This window comes from Qipengyuania sp. Mu-71 (assembly GCF_036867055.1).
Classification (GTDB): domain Bacteria; phylum Pseudomonadota; class Alphaproteobacteria; order Sphingomonadales; family Sphingomonadaceae; genus Qipengyuania; species Qipengyuania profunda.
This window is the reverse complement of record NZ_JBAJHR010000001.1, coordinates 1818412-1837171: the sequence shown is the minus strand read 5'-3', so window position 1 is coordinate 1837171 and position 18760 is coordinate 1818412. Positions and strand designations below refer to the sequence as shown.

Genomic DNA, 18760 nt, shown 5'->3' with positions numbered 1-18760 from the left:
TTGTCCGTCCACCTGCCATTGTGCGCGCACTTTACCGCAGGAGATACGCGCGATGGGCCTTTTCGACAGCATCCTCAGCCAGGTTGGTGACAATCCGACCGTGACCAATATGGCGGAGAAATTCGGCATCGATCCCGAACTGGCGGCGAAGGCCGTCGCGGCGCTGGGCGAGGCGCATCAGGATCCAGGCGACACGATCGAGGTCGCCTCGGCCAAGACCGGGATGGACACGCAGATGCTCGAACAGATCCGCGATGCGATCGGCGGCGAAGGCTCGCTGGCCAAGTTTGCCAGCATGCTCGACCTCGATGGCGACGGCAATCCGCTCGACGATATCGCCGGTATGGCCAGCGGGCTGTTCGGCAAGAAGTAGCGGCGGCTCAGACCGTGCTGGCGGGCACCGCCAGCCGGTCGAGATAGCTCCAGATCCGGCTCACCACGACCGAGCCTTCGCCGACCGCGCTGGCGACGCGCTTGACCGAGCCTGAGCGCACGTCGCCGACCGCGAAGACGCCGTCGGTGGCGGTTTCGTACGGTGTTTCGCGGCCTACCTGCGCGCCGGTCTTCACGAAGCCGCGGTCATCGGTTTCCACCAGGCCCGACAGCCAGCCGGTATTGGGCGCGGCACCGATCATCACGAACAGCGCGCGCGTGTCGATCACGCGGTCGCCCTGGGGGGTGGTGAAGGTCACGCCTTCGAGATGGCCCTCGCCATGCAGATCGGTGATCTCGGTGTCGTAATGGATCTGGATCGCCGGATCGGCTTCCAGCCGCTGCGTGAGATAATTCGACATCGACGCGGCCAGGCTGTCGCCGCGGACGACGATATGGACGCAGGTCGCGGTGCGGCTGAGATACATCGCTGCCTGCCCCGCCGAATTGCCGCCGCCAACCACCACCGCTTCGGTGTTGTGGCAGAAACGGGCCTCCATATCGGTTGCGGCATAGAAAATCCCCGCGCCTTCGAACGCCTCCAGCCGGTCGAGCGGCAGGCGGCGGTATTGCACCCCGGTGGCGACCAGCACCGCTTTGGCGCAAACCTCGTCGCCATCGTCCAGTTGCGCGCAAAAGGTCCCGTCGCTGCGCCGGGTGAGCCTCTCGACGCTGCGGGGCATGGCGAAGCGCGTGCCGAATTTCATCGCCTGGATCTGCCCGCGATAGACCAGGTCGGCCCCGCTGATCCCGGTGGGAAAGCCCATGTAATTCTCGATCCGGCTGCTGGTACCCGCCTGCCCGCCGATCGCGGTGTCTTCGATTGTCAGCGCGCACAGCCCTTCGCTACCCGCATTGACCGATGCGGCCACACCCGCGGGGCCGCCGCCGACGATCAGCAAGTCGTAAAGCGTCTCGCGGCAGACATCCAAATCGAGATGCAGATATTGCGCCACCTTGCGCGGAGTGGGGTCGTCGAGCACGCGGTCCTGGCCCAGGATGACGCTGGGGCGGTGACCGGTAAGGTTGCAGGCAGTCAGCGTTTCGCTGTCGCTTCCGTCGAGATCGAGGCTTTCGAACGGAATACGATTGCGACTGAGGAACTGTTCGACCTTCTGCACCGCCGCGTCGCGGTCTGCGCCGATCAGCTTGACCGCGCTGTTCTTCAGCTCGAACTGCCGCCGCCGCCGGGCGGAAAACACGCCGATGACATGGTCCGACAATTCGGGCACACGCGCCATCAGGTCGAGCATCGCCTGACGCGGAACTTCGAGCGTGCGGGTCGGTTTGGCCGCGCGCATCGGAAGGATGTTTGCGCCCGCGTTGAGGAAGGCAATCTCGCCCATGAACTGGGTCGGGCCGATCGAGCTTTCCATCAGCCGGTTGCGCGAGCGCGGATCGACCACCTCGATTTCGCCTTCGAGGACATAGACGAAGCTGTCCATCGGATCGCCGGCCTCGACCACCACTTCGCCCTCGGCATAGGTCCTGATCCGGCCCAGCCGGTGCAACGCGGCGACATGATGGTCGGCCAGCGGCACGCGCGGCATGGTCTCGAGGTTTTCGCCCAATGCTTCCATCGCGCCGACTCCATCGTGCCGAAGCGACCCGGCGTGCCCAGCTATAGTCGCGGGCGCCGGTCTGCGCGAGCGCGGATTACTCGTCCTCGTCCTCGCTGTCGTCGGCGAGTTGTCTGGCCAGCGCCTGCAGCAGCCCGGTCGGATCGATCTCGCGGCCCGGGCGCCATTGCGTGCCTTCCTCGACTTGCTCGAGCGCCTCGAGATACCGCTGCGCTGCGCCCGCCGCAGACCCGCCATGCGGATTGGCGGCAACCGGTTCGAGGTTGCTGCGCGCAAGTTCGATCTTGCCTTCGCGTGCCTGCATCAGCGCCACATTCATTGCCAGATCGCGATCGAAGGGCGCCAGCTGCGACGCACGTTCGAGCGCATGCCTGGCGGTCTCGGTCGGCTCCGCGCCGCGTTCGGCGAAACTGCGATAGTAATAGACCAGCGGCAGCGGGTGATCGTTTTCGAGCCGATTGAGCGCGGAGAAGGGCTGCATGGCTGCACCATAGGCCGCCGCCTCGTCATCCGCCTCGCGCGCCATGCGGAACAGGGCATAGCCTTTCTGGACATAGGCGTTCTTCACCGATGGATCGATCGCCAGTGCGGCATCGGCGGCGGTAATGGCTGCGGCGGTGTTGCCGGCATCGTATTCGGCTTCTGCCAGGGCCGCCTGGACCCCGGCGTCATTCGGGTAGAGCGCGGCCACTTCGCGCGCGTCGATGAGCACTTCGGCGGCCGTATCCTCGTCCACACCGCGCTTCGAACGGATCATCACGGGGAGCATCGCATCCATGCCGTCGCTCAGCCGTTCGACCGAAATGGGTTTGATCGGCAGGATATCGGGCTGGAGCACAAATCCACTCAGCTTGCGCTGCAGCAGATAGCGGTCGAGATCCTTGCCGAGGGCGCGCAAATCGCCGAATTCGGCGTGCGCGGCGTCGATCGATGCTTCCCCCGCGGCGATGCGGCGCGCATAGCCGAGCAGCTGGCCTTTGCGGTCCGGGTCGAACGTCAGATAATGGTACAGCGCCCAGCTACGCCCGTAGAAGTCGTCACGTGAAACCGATCCGCCGGCCGTGAATTTTCCCCGTTCGAACAACTCGTCCAGCGGGACCTCGGGGGCGAAGGCCAACTCGGCCGAACGGTGATAGGCTGGTCGCCCGATGTGAACCTCGCCATTGCGCGGGAAACGCGCCGACGCGAAAAATTCGGCCCCGCCTTCGTCCATCCAGCGCGGCATGGCAAATCGCGAGCTCGCGATCAGGAAATGGTGGGCATATTCATGCAGCAGGACGGTCATCGACCAGTCGAGCTCGCCATGCCCGGCGCGGACATTCTGGACGAAAGCGATCGATCCGCCAGCGCGGGGAATATAGAATCCGGCGATGTTACGCGAACCGGACAGCTTACGCATCGTACGCGAGCCGCCGACGGCATAGACCGTTACCCGGTTCGATGGACTTGGCGTTTCGACTTCGCGCCCGGTGACGAATGCCATCGCCGAATGGTATCGTTCGAGCATGGTGGCGAAGCGCGTGATATCCTTGGCGCTATCGTCGGCATAGATGACGAAATGCTCGCTTTCCGCGCGATGCCAGTCGGCCTGCGCGGGGACAGCGAGAGATAGGGCTGCGATGGCAGCTAAGAACCTGAACATGGATGCGACCCCCGTCGATGTGTTGGGCATCGAACCTAGCGGGGGGAGGTTAGAATTCTATGACAGAAACGTCATTCCATCGCTGCGGCGATATAGCGGCCGACGTTCTTCTCCAGCACATCCATCGGGACATTGCCGCCCAGCACCACCGCGTCGTTGAACGCCTTGAAGTCATAGGCTGGTCCCAGCGCCGCCTGTGCCCGCGCGCGCTGGTCGACGATCCGGCTGTGGCCCAGCTTGTAGCCGGTCGCCTGGCCCGGCCAGCTGCAATAGCGATCGACCTCGCTTTCGACCTCGGCAGGCTTGCTGCCATTGCGCGTGACGAAGAAATCGACCGCCTTCGCGCGGCTCCAGCCCTTGGCGTGCAGACCGGTATCCACCACCATGCGGCAGGCGCGAAAGGCGAGGCTCTGCAGATAGCCCAGCCGGCCGACCTCGAACCCGTCATAGGCGCCCAGTTCGTCGGCGATCTGCTCGCCATAGAGCGCCCAGCCTTCGCTGAACGGATTGAAGGCGAGGATCGAGCGGATCAGCGGCAGGCGGTTTGAATATTCGCCCTCCCACACATGGCCCGGGATCGTCTCGTGATAGGTGAGATCGGCAAGATCGTATTTGCGGTGCAGTTCGGTGCTGCGCAGGTTGATCCAGAACCGGCCGGGGATGCTGCCGTCCTTGCTGCCTGCGCCGCCATAGGCGCCCGGCGCACCGACTTCCTCGGCGGGCGGGATGCGGCGCACTTCCATGTTCGGATCGACCAGCGTGTTGAAGGCGCGGGGCATCTGCGCCTTGATCCACTCGACCCGCTCGGCGATGAAATCCATGATTTCGGCGCGGCCCGGATCGCCCTCGGCGAATTTGTAGCGCGGGTCGGCAGCCAGCGCCTGCATGCGTTCGCCCACCGAGCCGCTGGTATAGCCGATGCCGCGCAGGACCGGGTCCATGCGCGCATGCAGCGTTTCGAGTTCCTCGAGGCCCTGCTGGTGAACCTCGTCGGCGGACAGCCGCGTGGTCGTGCTCGAACGCAGCGCCCAGGCATAGAATTCCTCGCCGTGTGGGCGCGCGGACACGCCCGGCGCATCGCTGGCGACCGCGCGTTCGGCGCGCAATTCCTCGAGCTGGCGGGTCAGCGCTTCGGCGATCGGTCCGCTTTCCAGTGCCAGCGCGCGATTGGCGTGGCTCTCGGGCATGCCCGCGGCCCGCAGCTTGCTGCGCAGATCGTCGGCAAACAGTTCGCCCTTGCCCGCGCTGGCGATGGTCTGTTCCATCTGGCGCAGCGCCTTGTCGAGCAGGAAGGCAGGCGGGACCACGCCCATCCCGCGCGCCTGGCGGATCCGTGCCAGTTCGCCATCGAACGTGGCGGGCATCGCTTCCATGCGTTCGATATAGGCGTCGGCATCGTCGCCATGCTCGACCTTGTGGTTCGATTGCATGAAACGCGGCAGGGCGAGATATTCGCCGACGTTCTGGATCACGACATAGGGCGCAGTGCGCCAATTGCCGACCGGCGTATCGCCATAGGGCAGGGCAAAGCCGTCGAGCGCGAGTTCATAAGCGCTCTCGACGACATCGAGGCTGGTCACCGTCGCGCTGTCGAGGCCGTCGCGCGGCTGCGCGCGGACGCGGTCGAGATCCTGCCTGAGCGTCGCGGCATAGGCGACCTGGCCCGCGGGCGACTGGTCTTCGAGCTTGCCGCGCAAATAATAATAGCGGCCGGTATCCACCCCCAGCGCGGTCGCCCGTTCGGGTTCGTGCGCGAGCAGATTGTAACCGACCACTTCGAGCAGGCGCTGCGCACCGATCGCCTGCGCGCGGGCGATGGCTTCGGGCCGCGCAGTGGCGGCGCATCCCGACAGGGCAAGGGCGGAGGTTGCGCCAAGGCCGGCAAGGGCCTGGCGACGGGTGATGGCGGTGGTGGTCTGGGTCATGCCCGCGGGTGTGCGTCCCGCGTGCAAGCCTGTCAAATCAATCGAGGAATTCGGGCGGGACCTTGCCGCCATTGGCGGCCAGCTCGTTCATGACGCGGCGGTGCAGCCAGATATTGTCCTCGGCGCTGCCGGCATAATCCTCACGGCCCATCTCGACCGCCAGCGCCTTGCGGCTCTCATAATCGGAATCCACCCCGATCAGCTTCATCAGATCGACGATGGAGGTACGCCAGTTGAGCGTGTCGGCGCCGGGCATGTTGTCGAGATTGTTCTCGATATCGACCACCGGCCTGGCCTTCTGTTCGACCACCGGGGCATCGGCCCAGGCATTTCCGGTCGGCTTGGGCGCGGGTTTGGGGGTGTCCTGCGCTTCGGCCTTCTTGCCGAAAACCGCGTCCTTGATCTTGCCGAAAATGCTCATGCTGCCGTCTCCTTCATCTGTTCGAACGGGTAGAGCGTCGCCGCGTTCCGGTTTGATGACTTGCGGCGGCGGGGCAGCGGGCTATGGGAAAGGCATGCTCGACACTGTGCTTTCGATCACTGTCCTGGCCGCGATCCTCCTGCTGGTGGGCGCCTTCTTTCTGTGGCGGCGGACCGGCAACGTAAAAAATGTGCTGCTGATGGTGCTGCTGGCCGCGGTTGCGCTGGCCAATGTGGCAATCTGGGTGCTGCCCGACGCAGGGGGCGAGGCCCCGCTCGACAAGCTCGAGCAGGACCCCGGGTAAAAAGCGCGACTATTCAGGCAGCTGCCAGAGCACTGCGCCTGAGTAGCTGCTTGCCACCGCTTCGCCCGTCCCGCCGCGCGCGGGTTCGAACCGCGCACGCTGCGTGACCAGCTTACAGGTCGCAATATCGAGCACGCCATGCCCGGTCGAACCGGTGACGGTGCAATCGGTAACGCGCCCGTTTGCCGCAATCTCGAGCCGGAACCGCGCCAGGCCGGTCAGTTCGCGCCTGACCCAGCTCGGGCGATAGTCATCGGTCGATAGCCACGCCGCCGGATCGTTTCTCGGCTTGGCCCCGACCGGGGTGAAGTTGCTGATCGGTTCGGGTTTGGCGGCTTCCTTGCCGGAGGGGAAATCCAACGGGGGGAAAGTCGGCAATTGCAGCGGCGGGAGCGGGGTGGTCTCGGTCGTCTTTACGTCGATTGGGGGGACCGGCGTCTGCGGGCGCGGCTGGACGGTGTCGCGGGGGTTTGGCTGGGTCTGCTCAGGCGGCTTGGGCGGGTGCGGGTCGATCGGAATATTGGTCGCGTCGAACGGCGTGATGATATCGGGCACCGTACCGGTTACGGTGAGCCCGGCGACAAGGATCGCGCCGATGGCGGCGTGAACCCCGATCACCGCCGCCATGCTGGCGGGCGAGGGCCCGCGGGTCTGGTCGGTATAGGACATGGTGTTGCTCCTCTTCCATGCGGAAGGCTTTGATGCCTCCTCACATGGAGAATGTTACAACATTACCATCCTTGAGCGAAGCGATTTCGCGTTGCATTCCGCAACCTTAGCCGTTTGGAACGCCGGGTGTGGCCCGCGCCGCGGGCCGCCCGATCACTTGATCGGACAGCTCGGGTCGAGGCGGAAGTCGAGATAATTGTCGACCGACTTCATCAGCTCTTCCTGCTCGTTTTCGAAGAAGTGGTTCGCGCGCGGAATTTCTTCGTGATGCACGGTAATGTGCTTCTGCGTCCGCAGTTTCTCGACCAGCTTGGTCACCGCCTGCGGCTGGACGACCGTGTCCTGCGCGCCGTGGATGAAGATCCCGCTGGCGGGGCAGGGGGCAAGGAAAGAGAAGTCGTACATGCTCGCGGGCGCACCGATGCTGATCCAGCCGCGGATCTCGGGGCGGCGCATCAGCAGCTGCATGCCGATCAGCGCGCCGAAGCTGACGCCGGCTACCCAGGTCACCTGCGCTTCGGGGTGGACCTGCTGCATCCAGTCGAGCGCGCTGGCGGCATCGGACAATTCGCCGACACCATTGTCGAAGCTGCCCTGGCTGCGCCCGACGCCGCGGAAATTGAACCGCAGCGTGGCGAAACCGCGATTGACGAAAGTCTTGTAGAGGCGCTGCGTGATCTGCTCGTTCATCGTCCCGCCGCCTTGCGGGTGCGGGTGGAGGATCATCGCCACCGGTGCGCGCGGGCGCGGGGCGGGGGAGAAACGGCCTTCGAGGCGGCCTTCGGGGCCGGGAAAGATCACGGTCGGCATGGAGAGGTATACCCTGTCGGAAAATGTCGGGGCGCGGGCACCCCCGGCTTGAACCGGATGAAGCTTTGCGCGAAGTGGCGCGCTATATAGTGATTAACACCCATTTCGCAATATTTTCGAGCATCCGCCATTTCCACGCCCATCTATCTCGACCATGCTGCCACCACGCCGCTGCGCCCCGAAGCGCTGCAGGCGATGCAGGATGGCTTTGCGCTCTGGGCCAATCCGAGCAGCCCGCACGCCGCCGGGCGCAAGGCGCGCAGCCTGCTCGAAGACGCGCGCGAGCGGGTGAAGGCCGCGCTTGGCTGGGACGGCGAGGTGATCTTCACTTCGGGCGCAAGCGAGGCGGCGGCGCTGGCGCTGGGCCATGCGCAGGCTGGTGCGCGCCTGGTGGCCTCGGTCGAACATGACTGCGTGCTGCAGGCCGTCCCTGCCGCGGAACGCCTGCCGGTGCGCAGCGACGGCGCGCTCGATCTCGAGGTGCTGACCGAGGCAGTCCAGCGCGAACGCCCACTCGTGGCGGTGCAGCAGGTCAATTCGGAAACCGGCAATCGCCAGGATCTCGCCGCCATCGGTGGTATCGTCCACCAGGCCGGGGGGCTGCTGCTCGCCGATTGCGCGCAAGGTGCGGGCCGTTTCGCGCTGCCGTCCTGTGACATGGCGATCATCTCCGCGCACAAGTTCGGCGGGCCGATCGGCGTCGGTGCGTTGCTGGTGAAGGACTATGCGATGATTGCCCCTTCCGGCGGGCAGGAGCGCGGCTATCGGCGCGGGACCGAGAACATGCCCGGCGTGATGGGCATGGCGGCAGCGCTCGAGGCGTGCGGTGATCTCTATGTCGATCCGCAGGTACTCGCACCGCTGGATGCGCTGGCCGGGGAATGCCGCAGGATCGGCGGCACATGGCTGGCGGACCGCCTGTCCGACCCGACCCCCTATATCCGCGCAATCGCCATGCCGAAGATGAGCGCCACCGCGCAGGTCATGCGCTTCGACATGGCGGGCATCGCGGTGTCGCAAGGCAGCGCGTGCTCCAGCGGGACGATGAAGACCAGCCGCGTGCTCGAAGCGATGCAGGTCGAACCCGAGATCGCCGCCAATACCATCCGCGTGTCGTTGGGCTGGAACACGACCCGCGCCGAGGTGGAACGCTTCTGCGAGGTCTGGCTTGATCTGGCCGGTGCATAGCCGACCAGCCCTTGCGGGTGGCCGCAGGCGCCGCGGCAATCCCGTCCCGCCTGGACCGGGTGGCTTCGCTTTGCGCGCAATGACTGTATGAGAAGTCCGTGATCTATCTCGACTACCAGGCCACCACCCCGCTCGCGCCCGAAGCGCGCGATGCGATGCTGCGCTGGCTCGACGGACCCGGCGGGACCGGCTTCGGCAATCCGCACAGCGCGCACCGGATGGGGCGCCAGGCCAGGGCGGCGATCGAGCTCGCGCGCGACCAGGTCGCCGCGCTGTTGCCTGCGGGTGGCCGCGTGATCTTCACTTCGGGCGCGACCGAGGCGCTCAACCTCGCGATCCGCGGGTCGGGCGAGGGCGGCACCGTGTCCTATTCCGCGATCGAGCATTCGGCGGTCGGCGATACCGCGCAAGCCGCGGGCAAGAGCCATGTGCTCAATGTCGCCAGCAACGGCCAGTGCAATACGAAGCAGGACCTGCCCGCCGACACGCGGCTGGTCTGCGTGATGCAGGTCAATAACGAGATCGGCACGATCCAGCCGACGATCGAATGGCATCGCAAGGCCAAGCAGCACAATGCGCTGTTCCTGTGTGACGCCGTGCAGGCCTATGGCCGGATCGAAGTGACCGGTGCGGACATGATCGCGATTTCGGCGCACAAGTTCCACGGTCCCAAGGGCGTCGGTGCGCTGTGGCTGCGCGACGGGGTCGATCTGCACGAGGTGCAGACCGGCGGCGGGCAGGAATTCGGCCTGCGTTCGGGCACGCTCAGCCCCGCGCTGATCGCCGGGATGGGCGCGGCAGCGGCCGAGGCCAAGGACCGGATGGAGCAGGACCGCGACCATATCGATGCGCTCTGGACGCGCGCGCGCAGCCTGTTCGGAGACTGGACGCTCAACGGCAGCGAGGACGCGCGCTGGCCCGGCAATCTCAACATCCGCCGCGAGGGGCTCGATGTGAACCGGCTGATGAGCGATGTCCGCGACGTGATGTTTTCCGCCGGTAGTGCCTGCGCCAGCGGCTCGGGCCGTCCCAGCCACGTGCTGAAGGCCATCGGCCTGTCCGACAGGGGGGCGAAAAGCTCGATCCGGCTCGGCTTCGGGCGCTACACCACCATGGAAGAGATCGAGGAAGCGGCGGGCAAGATCAACGCTGCAGCGGAGGCGCAAGGGCTGTGAAGATCGAATTCGTTACCGCGACCGACGAGGTGGTGACCGCCGAGGCCGAACCCGGCGACAACCTCCTGCGCGTGGCACAGGCGGCGGGGCTCCCGCTCGAGGGGACCTGCGAAGGCCAGATGGCCTGTTCGACCTGCCATGTGATCGTCGAACCCCACTGGTTCGACCGGCTCCATGAAGCCAGCGAGGAGGAAGAGGACATGCTCGATCTCGCCGCCGGCGTCGCGCGCACCAGCCGCCTGTCCTGCCAGATCGACCTCACCCCCGAACTCGACGGGTTGAAAGTGCGCATTCCTGCCGAAAGCTACGACATGAGCCGCTAGGCCGGCGGTCAGCCTTCTTCGGCCGCCGTCAGATCCATCCGCACTTCGCGTTCGCGGGGAAGATAGGCAGGGACCGGTTCGCGCTCGGCCGCAGCATCCATTTCCGAAGCGGCGCGCAGCATGTGTTCGCGCAGCCGGCAATGCATGTCCCACCCGCATTTCGGATCGGTCGAGCGGGCCATGAAGCGCACTGTCATCGCCTGCGCGTTCTGCGCGATGACCTGGCATTTCGCGTCTTCGGGATCGACGACATCCTCGTCATTCTCGACGAATTCGCGGAACGGCCGGCGCAGCGCCTCGACATCGGCACGATTGTCGAATTCGAGCTCGACATGCATCATCAGCCGCGATTCCTGCTTGGTCCAGTTCTCGAAACTGTCGCTGGTGAAATCGCTGACCGGCGCGATCAGGCGGCGTTCGTCCCAGGTGCGCAGCCGCAGATGGGTGAAGCCGATCTTTTCGACATAGCACCATTGCCCGTCATAACGGATCGCATCGCCGATCCGCGCGGTCTGGGCGAAAGCGATCTGCACACTCGCCATGATGTCGCCCAGCACCTTGCGCGCGGCAAAGGCCAGCACGAGGCCGAGGATGCCCGCCGAGGCCATGATCGAGAACCCCAGCGTGCTCGACAGATTGCTGGCGACCAGCAGGAAGCCGATGCCGGCCAGCAGGATCATGACGGTCACGATCCGCCGGATCGCGCTCATCTTGGTATAGAAATTGCGGTCGGGATTGTTCTCGGGGGATTCGAGTTCATCGGTGCGCTGCGAGGTCGCGAAATCGAACAGCGCCTCGATCACCGACAGCGCGATACCGACGATGGCCGCGATGATCAGCACCAGCTGGAGCGGATCGAGCAAATCCTTGACCGGGCCCGACAGGCGGAACAGCGTCAGACGCACCAGCGCAAAGGTGCCTGCAAAGGCCAGCAGCGTGGCGGGAACGTGGATCGCCTGCCACACGCCATAGAGCCGCGAATCCTCTTCCTGCCTGCGCCGCAAGCGAGCGATGCCCACATAGGTCAGCGCTGCCGCCAGCGCCCCCACGAACAGGATCAGCGGCAGCGCAATCGCTTCCCACCACGCCAGCGTCCAGAAGGCCTGCTGGCGGAGTACGGGGGGCAGGCTCTTCTCGAACCGGGTTGGCCCGTAAATATCGTAGAGCGCGGGGACATTCTCGACCGTCTGGCGGCTGAAGACCCACACCGGTTCGCCCCCCGGCGTCTGCACGCGGGCAAGCCGGATCGGGACCGTGCGATTGGCCAGTTCGAGATGGCCGATGGTCAGCGAACGGCGCGCAACCCCCGCCATCGGATCCTTCGAGGTGGTGGTGGTGTCGACCGCGTCGGGGCGGTCGGGCAGCAAGGCCCAGTCGAACGCGACCGACCGGTGCATGAGGTCGTAGAGTCGGGCGGCGAAGCGGTCCGGATCGCGCTCCGCCGCATCGACATTCGCCAGGTCGAGCGCCGCGGAGGCGCGCGACCAGTCCCCCTCCTCGCCTGCGGCCATGAAGCTTTCCATGAGCCCCATCGGGGTATCGAGATCGAGCGGTATCCGGCCCGCGGGCGTGCCGTTCTCAAGCCGCTCCACCTCATAGACGAAGGCCTTCGAATCCTCCGCGACCGTACGATCGGACTGGGCAACCGCTTGGAAGGCGAACAGCGCGTAGAACAGTGCGATGAGCACGCGGATGAAGCTGGTGTAACGATTCCCCATGCGGTTCGAATGCACCGCAGCTGGGATCGGTCCCGAACAAACAAAACCCCGCTACGCGAGCGCAGCGGGGTCATGCTTCGGATTATGGTGTGATTTAGGCGGCTTCGAGTTCGCTATCCGCTACGGTTTCGCCCAGCATATCGATCAACGCCTTGCTGAAGGCGGGGATGTCGTCGGGGTTGCGGCTGGTGATGAACTTGCCGTCGGTGGCGACTTCCTGGTCGACCACATTGGCGCCCGCATTCTTGAGGTCGGTGCGGATCGAGGGCCAGCTGGTGACGGTCTTGGCGTCGATCAGGCCGGCTTCGGCCAGCAGCCACGGGGCATGGCAGATCGCCGCGATCGGCTTGTCCGCCAGGGCGAATTCGCGGACGATGGCGACCGCGCGTTCGTTCATGCGCAGGATATCGGGGTTCATCTGGCCACCCGGCAGCAGCAGCGCATCGTAGCCATCGCAATTCTCGATCGCATCGACCGTCTTGTCGACCGCGACGCTCTCGCCCCAGTCCTTCTGGTCCCAGCCGCGGATCGAGCCTTCCTCGAGGCTGACGACTTCGGTTTCGATGCCGGCCTTTTCGAGATTGGCCTTGGGCTTCATCAGTTCGGACTGTTCGAAGCCATCGGTGGCGAGGATCATTACGCGCTTTGTCATAGGGGAACTCCTTGATTTGATGTTGCCCTTGCAACGCGTGGGGAAAGCGCACCGTTCCGTTCTTCTAGGTAGGGCATGGCGGTGATAGGGCGGATCGCATGGCCGCTAACGACACCACTCTCGACAGTGAAAAAGACCCGTTCGACGCGATCGTCGATGCCCCGTTCGATTCGGCGCTGTCCGAGCGTTATCTCGTCTATGCGCTGAGCACGATTACCGCGCGCTCGCTGCCCGACCTGCGCGACGGGCTCAAGCCGGTCCACCGCCGGCTGCTGTGGACCATGCGCCAGCTCAAGCTTGATCCCTCCAGCGGCTTCAAGAAATCGGCGCGCGTGGTGGGCGAGGTGATCGGCAAGTACCACCCGCATGGCGACACCGCGGCCTATGACGCGATGGTCCGCCTCGCGCAGGATTTCTCGCTGCGGTATCCGCTGGTCGAAGGGCAGGGTAATTTCGGCAATATCGACGGCGATAACGCCGCTGCCTACCGCTATACCGAAGCCCGCCTGACGAAGACCGCGATGCGCCTGATGGAAGGCCTCGACGCGGGCACGGTCGATTTCATCCCGACCTACAATAACGAGGAAGAAGAGCCGGAGATCATGCCCGGCCTGTTCCCCAACCTGCTGGCGAATGGTGCCAGTGGCATCGCGGTGGGCATGGCAACCAATATCCCGAGCCACAACGTCGCCGAGATCGTCGATGCGACGCTCGAGGTGATCGACAATCCGCATGTCGAACATGCGCGGCTGATGGAACTGTTCAAGGGTCCCGATTTCGCCACCGGCGGGATCGTCGCCGAAAGCGCGGCGACAGTCGCCAATGCCTATGAAACCGGGCGCGGGTCGTTCCGCGTGCGTGGCAGCTTCCACGCTGCCGAAGCCGAGAAGGCGGAGGACCGCGAAGCGGGGATCGAGCGGCTTGGCGGCGGGCAATGGCAGCTGGTCATCAGCGAAATCCCCTACCAGGTCGCCAAGGGCAAGCTGATCGAGCAGATCGCCGCTGCGATCGGCGATCGCAAGCTGCCGATCCTCGAGGATGTCCGCGATGAAAGCGACGAGCAGATCCGCATCGTGCTGGTTCCGCGCAGCCGCAATGTCGATCCCGACCTGCTCAAGGAAAGCCTCTACAAGCTGACCGATATGGAAACGCGCTTCGGGCTCAATCTCAACGTGCTCGACGCGAGCCGGACGCCGATGGTGATGGGGCTCAAGGAGCTGCTCAACCACTGGATCGCCAGCCAGATCGATATCCTCCAGCGGCGCAGCCAGCACCGGCTCGACCAGATCGCGCGGCGGCTGGAGCTGGTCGAAGGCTATATCATCGCCTTCCTCAACCTCGACCGCGTGATCGAGATCATCCGCACCGAGGACGATCCCAAAACGGTGATGATGGAGGAATTCAAGCTGACCGACCGGCAGGTCGAGGCGATCCTCAACATGCGGCTGCGGTCGTTGCGCAAGCTGGAAGAGATGCAGCTGCGCGGCGAGAAGGACGATCTGCTCAAGGAGCAGGACGAACTCGAGAAGCTGCTCGGTTCCCCCGCCCGCCAGCGCACGCGACTGAAGCGCGATCTGGGTGCGCTGCGCAAGGAATACGGCCCCGGCACCGCGCTCGGCCGCCGCCGCACCGCGATCGAGGAAGCGGCGCCCGCGGTCGAATTCAGCATGGATGCGATGATCGAGAAGGAACCGGTGACGGTGATCCTGTCGCAGAAGGGCTGGGTCCGCGGGGCCAAGGGCCATCTGCCGCTCGACCAGGAATTCAAATACAAGGAGGGCGACGGGCCGGCCTTCGTCTTCCACGCGCAGACGACCGACAAATTGCTGCTGGCGACCGACAAGGGCCGGTTCTTCACGCTGGGCGCGGACAAGCTGCCCGGCGCGCGCGGCTTTGGCGAACCGGTGCGCAACACGCTCGATATCGACGCCAGCGCGCAGATCATGACGGTGATCGTGCACAAGCCGGGCCAGCGGTTGCTGCTCGCCGCCGATACCGGCAAGGGCTTCGGCGCGACCACCGACGATCTGCTCGCCGAAACGCGCAAGGGACGCCAGGTGGTCAATCTCAAGGACGGGGCGAAGCTGGTCGTCGCGCGCGCGATCGCCGAGGGGCACGATCATGTCGCGGTGGTCGGCGACAATCGCAAACTGGTGGCGTTCAACCTCGAGGAACTGCCCGAGCTCGCGCGCGGGCAGGGGGTGACGCTGCAACGCTATCGTGATGGCGGGCTGGCCGATGCGACCACCTTCCGGCTCGAGGACGGCCTGTCATGGCAGATGGGCGGCAAGGGCGACCGCACCCGCACCGAGGGCGAGATGTGGCAATGGAAAGTCGCCCGCGGCGGCGCTGGCCGCCTCCCGCCGCAGGGCTTCCCGCGGGATAACAAGTTTGGTTGAGGTTTGTGGGGTGCGGTCAGGACATCCGTCCTGACCTTGCTGCAAGCTGGCGGCGGATGCCGCTAGCGCACGCAGAAGAGACGCACCCAAAGAAAAAGCCGGAGACGATCGCTCGTCCCCGGCCTTCATGCGACCCTTGAAGGGCTGTCGTATTATTCGCCAGCGCTTTCGGCAGCCGGGGCCGATGCAGCCATCGCGGCATCGATCTGGGCATTGGTCATCAGCGCCATCAGCGCGCCGTCGGGCGCAGCGGCGAAATGTTCGCGCAGCAGCGTGATCTTGTTGGTTTCGTCACCGCCGCGGGCGATGATGACATTGTCGCCTTCGATCTCGAGCACGGTGCCGAGCGGCGCATTCTTGGCGGTCACGGCTTCGGCGCCGACAACCAGCGCGGCGTCGCGCTTGGCCATCGCTTCCTGATGCGCGGCCTGCAGCATGCCGACGATCTGCGCCTTGGTGGCGTTGAGCGTAGCGCCCTGTTCACCGGTGCCGAAAGCAGCCGCCGGGACCGGGGCCTTCATGCCGTCGACCACGAGGACCGCGGTTTCGCCTTCGACGCTTTCGACGGTGCCGATTTCGACGCCGTCATTGCCATAGACGGTCGCGCCAGCGGTCACACCGGCGGCAGCTTCCTGCGCGGTGGCGACGCCCGGGGCGACAGCGGCGGTGGTGGTGAGGGCAACGGCGGCGAGCGCCAGTTTCGCGATTTTCATATGCAACTCCAAGGCTTGTTATTCGGAACTCGCGGCTCTCCCACACGCGAAACGCGCGATCGAGCCGACTAAACTGGAAAGAGCGGACGAGAATGGTGATCTGCGCCCCCCGCAGTCCCCCAAGGGAGAACGGCTTCTCTATTTCACGGATTGCATCATTTCGCAACCGCGGGGCATTTATGGTGCATTGCACCTTAAGCCACGCTGAAGCCGTGCGAAGGCGGGGTTTAGCGCGCGGCGAGCTCTTCGTCGAGCAGTTGCTCGACCCGTTCGCGGGAGGGGAAACGCTCCGCGACCCAGCGCTTTTCGATGCACTGCAATATGCGCGCGACCTCGGGACCCCTGGCGACGCCGCGGGCGACGATCTCGCCGCCCTTGAGCGGGAAGGCGGGGGCCTCCCAGTCGATGATCGGGGCCGGATCGGCCCCGCCGATCAGCAGGCGGTCCACCGCGCATTCGCGCCCGACCATATAGGCAAGCCCCTGCGGATGCGCTGCGTCCTGCGGCTCGCGCCGGGCGATACAGGTCAGCCGGCCGCGCTGGCTGCGCGAGAGGCGCAGGCGTGCAGCCACCGTTTCCGCGACCGGAACGATGGCGGGCAGCAGCGCCGCCATCCGGCGCATGGCAGCGGGGGCGATTGCGGCGCTGCGTTCGGCATCGACGAGCCGGGCGAGCTGCGCGACCTCGCGCCGACCGCTTTCGGGGAGCACTTCCTGCAGCACGCCCAATTCGCGCATCCGGTCCACCGTGGCCGCGGGATCGGGCAGCGCGAGCAGGTTCTGCAACTCCCAGCCCACGCGTTCGCGGCTGAGGCCCTTGAGCGTGGGCGCCAGCTCGCTGCAGGCGCGGCTCGCTTCCGCATCCCAATCGTCGCCAAAGCGCGTGGCGAAGCGGAAATAGCGCAGGATGCGCAGATGATCTTCGCGGATCCGGGTTGCTGCATCGCCGATGAAGCGCACGCGATGCGCGGACAGATCGTCCAGCCCGCCGAAATAGTCGTCGATCGCCAGCGTTTCGGGGTGGGCATAGAGCGCATTGATGGTGAAATCGCGCCGCGCGGCATCGTCGCGCCATTCTTCGGAAAAGGCGATCGTCGCGCGCCGGCCATCGGTCGCCACATCGCGGCGCAGAGTGGTGATCTCGACCGGGCCATCCTCGAGGATGGCTGTCACCGTGCCGTGGTCGATCCCGGTGGGCACGGTGCGGATGCCCGCCGACCGGCAGCGATCGATCACGGTTGCGGGCAGGTGGCGCGTGGCGGCATCGATATCGTTGGCGGGATAGCCCAGCAGCGTGTCGCGCACGCAGCCGCCGACCCAGCGCAGATCCTCCGCGCCCAGCGCCTCGACCAGCCGCGCGAGGCTGGCACGCTGTGTCCATTCGGCCTGCGGAAGGTGCTCAGTCATCCTGCGCCCGCAGCCATTCGACCCGGCGCGACAGGTTCCAGCAGATCGCCGCGGTAACGCCCCAGATCCGGTAGCCGTCATGGTCCATTTCGAGATATTCGCGCATCGCGCCTTTCCAGAATACCGAATTGCGGCTCCATTGCGACGCATCCATCAGCTTGTCGAGCGGGCATTCGAACCAGCTTTCGACCTCGCGCGGATCGGGGCGGATGGGCAGGTCATGCGGCACCGTGGCGAGCACCGGGGTGATGTCGAAACCGGTCCCGGTCTGGTAGCGGTCGGTGGTCCCGATCAGGCGCACGTGCTCGGGCTCGATCGACAGTTCTTCCCATGCTTCGCGCAGCGCCGCCTGCACTGCGTCCTCGCCATGGTCGAGCTTGCCCCCGGGAAAGGCGACCTGGCCGGGATGGTCGCGCATGGTGCGTGGGCGCTGGGTCAGGAGAACGGTCGGATTGGGCTGTTCGGTCACTGCGATCAGTACGGCCGCGTCGGCGGTGCGGCTGGCATCGGCAAAACGGCTGTCGGACAAGAGATCATCGAATTCGCGCGTATGGCCCTGCTGGAACAGCGCGGTCAGCCGATCGAAGATCGCGCTCATGCGGGCAGGAGCGAGTAGGTTTCGCCGCCGCTGGCCACGGTCCAGTCGTCGCCCCGCGCCAGCGCAATGCGCGCGAGCTGTTCATAGGTCGAACGGTTGAGCCGCGCTTCGCACCCGCGCCTCACGTGCAGATAGAGTGCGGGGCTGTCGGGATCGCCTGCCGCGCGGATTGCATGGCCCGGACCCGCCACCACCAGTTCGTCGGTGTTGAGCCGGAAGGCGAGGTCGCCTTCGGTTTCGGACACGTCGGTCGCGATGAAACAGGCATCGTCCACCGCGATCGACAGCTTCTGGTAGGGCACGACCAGCCAGTAGCTGCCATCGTCCTCGCGATTGAGCAGGCCGGCAAAGGCGCGGACCATGCCCCCCCGCTTGATCGGTGACCCTTCGTGATACCAGGTGCCATCGGCGGCGATGCGCATATGGCTGTCGTCGACATTTTCCGGCGACCATTGCTCGACCGGGGGCAGCTTGCGCGCGGCAACCGCCTCCGCGATCTGGGCCAGCGACATTCCGGCAAGTTCGGGGGGCGGAGTGTAAGGCACGACGCGAGCGATGGCAGAACACTCCCGCTCACTCAATACCCCGTCGCTCCTGCGCAGGCCGGGGCCCAGATGACTCCACGTCAGGCTCCAGAGGCGAGGTTATCTGGATCCCTGCCTGCGCAGAGATGACGACGCGGTAATGGCGTCTGTTCGCGGCTGACTGCGTCAGTCGCTGCGCCCTGTTCGCTCCCGCTCCCCCTCCCGGCCACCCACGGCACGGTACTCTATTGGGTGGCCGGGAGGGGGAGCGGGACGGAACA

The 18760-nt window shown here is 65.7% G+C and carries 18 protein-coding genes; 6 read left to right on the top strand and 12 right to left on the bottom strand.

Going from position 1 to position 18760, the window contains the following annotated elements; genetic code table 11:
• Positions 1–52: 52 nt before the first annotated feature.
• The gene (locus V6B15_RS09120; RefSeq protein ID WP_263606310.1) at positions 53–373 is read left to right on the top strand and encodes a hypothetical protein; all 321 of its coding nucleotides are present in this window, start codon (positions 53–55) and stop codon (positions 371–373) included.
• Between the two features lie 7 nt (positions 374–380).
• Here the strand turns inward: V6B15_RS09120 and V6B15_RS09115 are convergent, their stop codons facing one another.
• The 4 genes from V6B15_RS09115 to V6B15_RS09100 form a co-directional block, all read right to left on the bottom strand.
• Positions 381–2012 carry an FAD-dependent oxidoreductase gene (locus V6B15_RS09115; protein ID WP_334200886.1) on the bottom strand — a complete coding sequence of 544 codons (1632 nt, stop codon included), beginning with the start codon at positions 2010–2012 and terminating at the stop codon, positions 381–383.
• 76 nt (positions 2013–2088) lie between these two features.
• Positions 2089–3654, bottom strand: coding sequence for a hypothetical protein (locus V6B15_RS09110; protein ID WP_334200885.1), 1566 nt, complete (start codon positions 3652–3654; stop codon positions 2089–2091).
• Between the two features lie 71 nt (positions 3655–3725).
• Positions 3726–5579: a DUF885 domain-containing protein gene (locus V6B15_RS09105; protein ID WP_334200884.1), complete on the bottom strand. Its 1854-nt coding sequence runs from the start codon at positions 5577–5579 to the stop codon at positions 3726–3728.
• A gap of 37 nt (positions 5580–5616) precedes the next feature.
• Complete coding sequence (locus V6B15_RS09100) at positions 5617–6000, bottom strand: DUF3597 domain-containing protein (protein ID WP_253517903.1); 384 nt, start codon at positions 5998–6000, stop codon at positions 5617–5619.
• Positions 6001–6094: 94 nt separating this feature from the next.
• Here V6B15_RS09100 and V6B15_RS09095 point away from each other — a divergent pair, with 94 nt between their 5' ends.
• Entirely contained in the window at positions 6095–6304 is a 210-nt protein-coding gene (locus V6B15_RS09095) for a hypothetical protein (RefSeq protein WP_334200883.1), read from the top strand.
• A 9-nt stretch (positions 6305–6313) separates the two neighbouring features.
• Here V6B15_RS09095 and V6B15_RS09090 read toward each other — a convergent pair whose 3' ends face one another.
• Both V6B15_RS09090 and V6B15_RS09085 read right to left on the bottom strand, forming a co-directional pair.
• Complete coding sequence (locus V6B15_RS09090) at positions 6314–6973, bottom strand: energy transducer TonB (RefSeq protein ID WP_334200882.1); 660 nt, start codon at positions 6971–6973, stop codon at positions 6314–6316.
• A gap of 153 nt (positions 6974–7126) precedes the next feature.
• The gene (locus V6B15_RS09085; protein ID WP_253517895.1) at positions 7127–7783 is read right to left on the bottom strand and encodes an alpha/beta hydrolase; all 657 of its coding nucleotides are present in this window, start codon (positions 7781–7783) and stop codon (positions 7127–7129) included.
• Positions 7784–7978: 195 nt separating this feature from the next.
• Between V6B15_RS09085 and V6B15_RS09080 the strand changes: the two genes are divergently transcribed.
• The 3 genes from V6B15_RS09080 (at position 7979) to V6B15_RS09070 (ending at position 10469) form a co-directional block, all read left to right on the top strand.
• Positions 7979–8971 (top strand): cysteine desulfurase family protein, encoded by a 993-nt coding sequence (locus V6B15_RS09080; protein WP_442969016.1) that lies wholly within the window; start codon positions 7979–7981, stop codon positions 8969–8971.
• 98 nt (positions 8972–9069) lie between these two features.
• A complete protein-coding gene (locus V6B15_RS09075) occupies positions 9070–10146 on the top strand; it encodes a cysteine desulfurase family protein (RefSeq protein WP_334200881.1) in 1077 nt (358 codons plus the stop codon).
• Positions 10143–10469 (top strand): 2Fe-2S iron-sulfur cluster-binding protein, encoded by a 327-nt coding sequence (locus V6B15_RS09070; protein ID WP_334200880.1) that lies wholly within the window; start codon positions 10143–10145, stop codon positions 10467–10469. Before V6B15_RS09075 ends, V6B15_RS09070 begins: the two co-directional genes overlap by 4 nt.
• A gap of 8 nt (positions 10470–10477) precedes the next feature.
• Here the strand turns inward: V6B15_RS09070 and V6B15_RS09065 are convergent, their stop codons facing one another.
• Positions 10478–12187: a mechanosensitive ion channel family protein gene (locus V6B15_RS09065; protein WP_334200879.1), complete on the bottom strand. Its 1710-nt coding sequence runs from the start codon at positions 12185–12187 to the stop codon at positions 10478–10480.
• 94 nt (positions 12188–12281) lie between these two features.
• On the bottom strand, positions 12282–12839 hold the full coding sequence (locus V6B15_RS09060) for a type 1 glutamine amidotransferase domain-containing protein (RefSeq protein WP_334200878.1): 558 nt from the start codon (positions 12837–12839) through the stop codon (positions 12282–12284).
• 98 nt (positions 12840–12937) lie between these two features.
• Between V6B15_RS09060 and parC the strand changes: the two genes are divergently transcribed.
• Positions 12938–15238, top strand: a complete 2301-nt coding sequence (gene parC, locus V6B15_RS09055; RefSeq protein WP_334200877.1) for a DNA topoisomerase IV subunit A — start codon at positions 12938–12940, stop codon at positions 15236–15238.
• A gap of 152 nt (positions 15239–15390) precedes the next feature.
• On the opposite strand, the gene V6B15_RS09050 is transcribed toward parC, so the two are convergent.
• The 4 genes from V6B15_RS09050 to V6B15_RS09035 all read right to left on the bottom strand — a co-directional run bounded on the left by V6B15_RS09050 (position 15391) and on the right by V6B15_RS09035 (position 18500).
• The gene (locus V6B15_RS09050; protein ID WP_334200876.1) at positions 15391–15951 is read right to left on the bottom strand and encodes a hypothetical protein; all 561 of its coding nucleotides are present in this window, start codon (positions 15949–15951) and stop codon (positions 15391–15393) included.
• Between the two features lie 227 nt (positions 15952–16178).
• A complete protein-coding gene (locus V6B15_RS09045; RefSeq protein WP_334200875.1) occupies positions 16179–17357 on the bottom strand; it encodes a CCA tRNA nucleotidyltransferase in 1179 nt (392 codons plus the stop codon).
• Complete coding sequence (locus tag V6B15_RS09040; RefSeq protein WP_334200874.1) at positions 17350–17955, bottom strand: CoA pyrophosphatase; 606 nt, start codon at positions 17953–17955, stop codon at positions 17350–17352. Before V6B15_RS09040 ends, V6B15_RS09045 begins: the two co-directional genes overlap by 8 nt.
• The gene (locus V6B15_RS09035; protein ID WP_334200873.1) at positions 17952–18500 is read right to left on the bottom strand and encodes a DUF1285 domain-containing protein; all 549 of its coding nucleotides are present in this window, start codon (positions 18498–18500) and stop codon (positions 17952–17954) included. Before V6B15_RS09035 ends, V6B15_RS09040 begins: the two co-directional genes overlap by 4 nt.
• Positions 18501–18760: the final 260 nt, after the last annotated feature.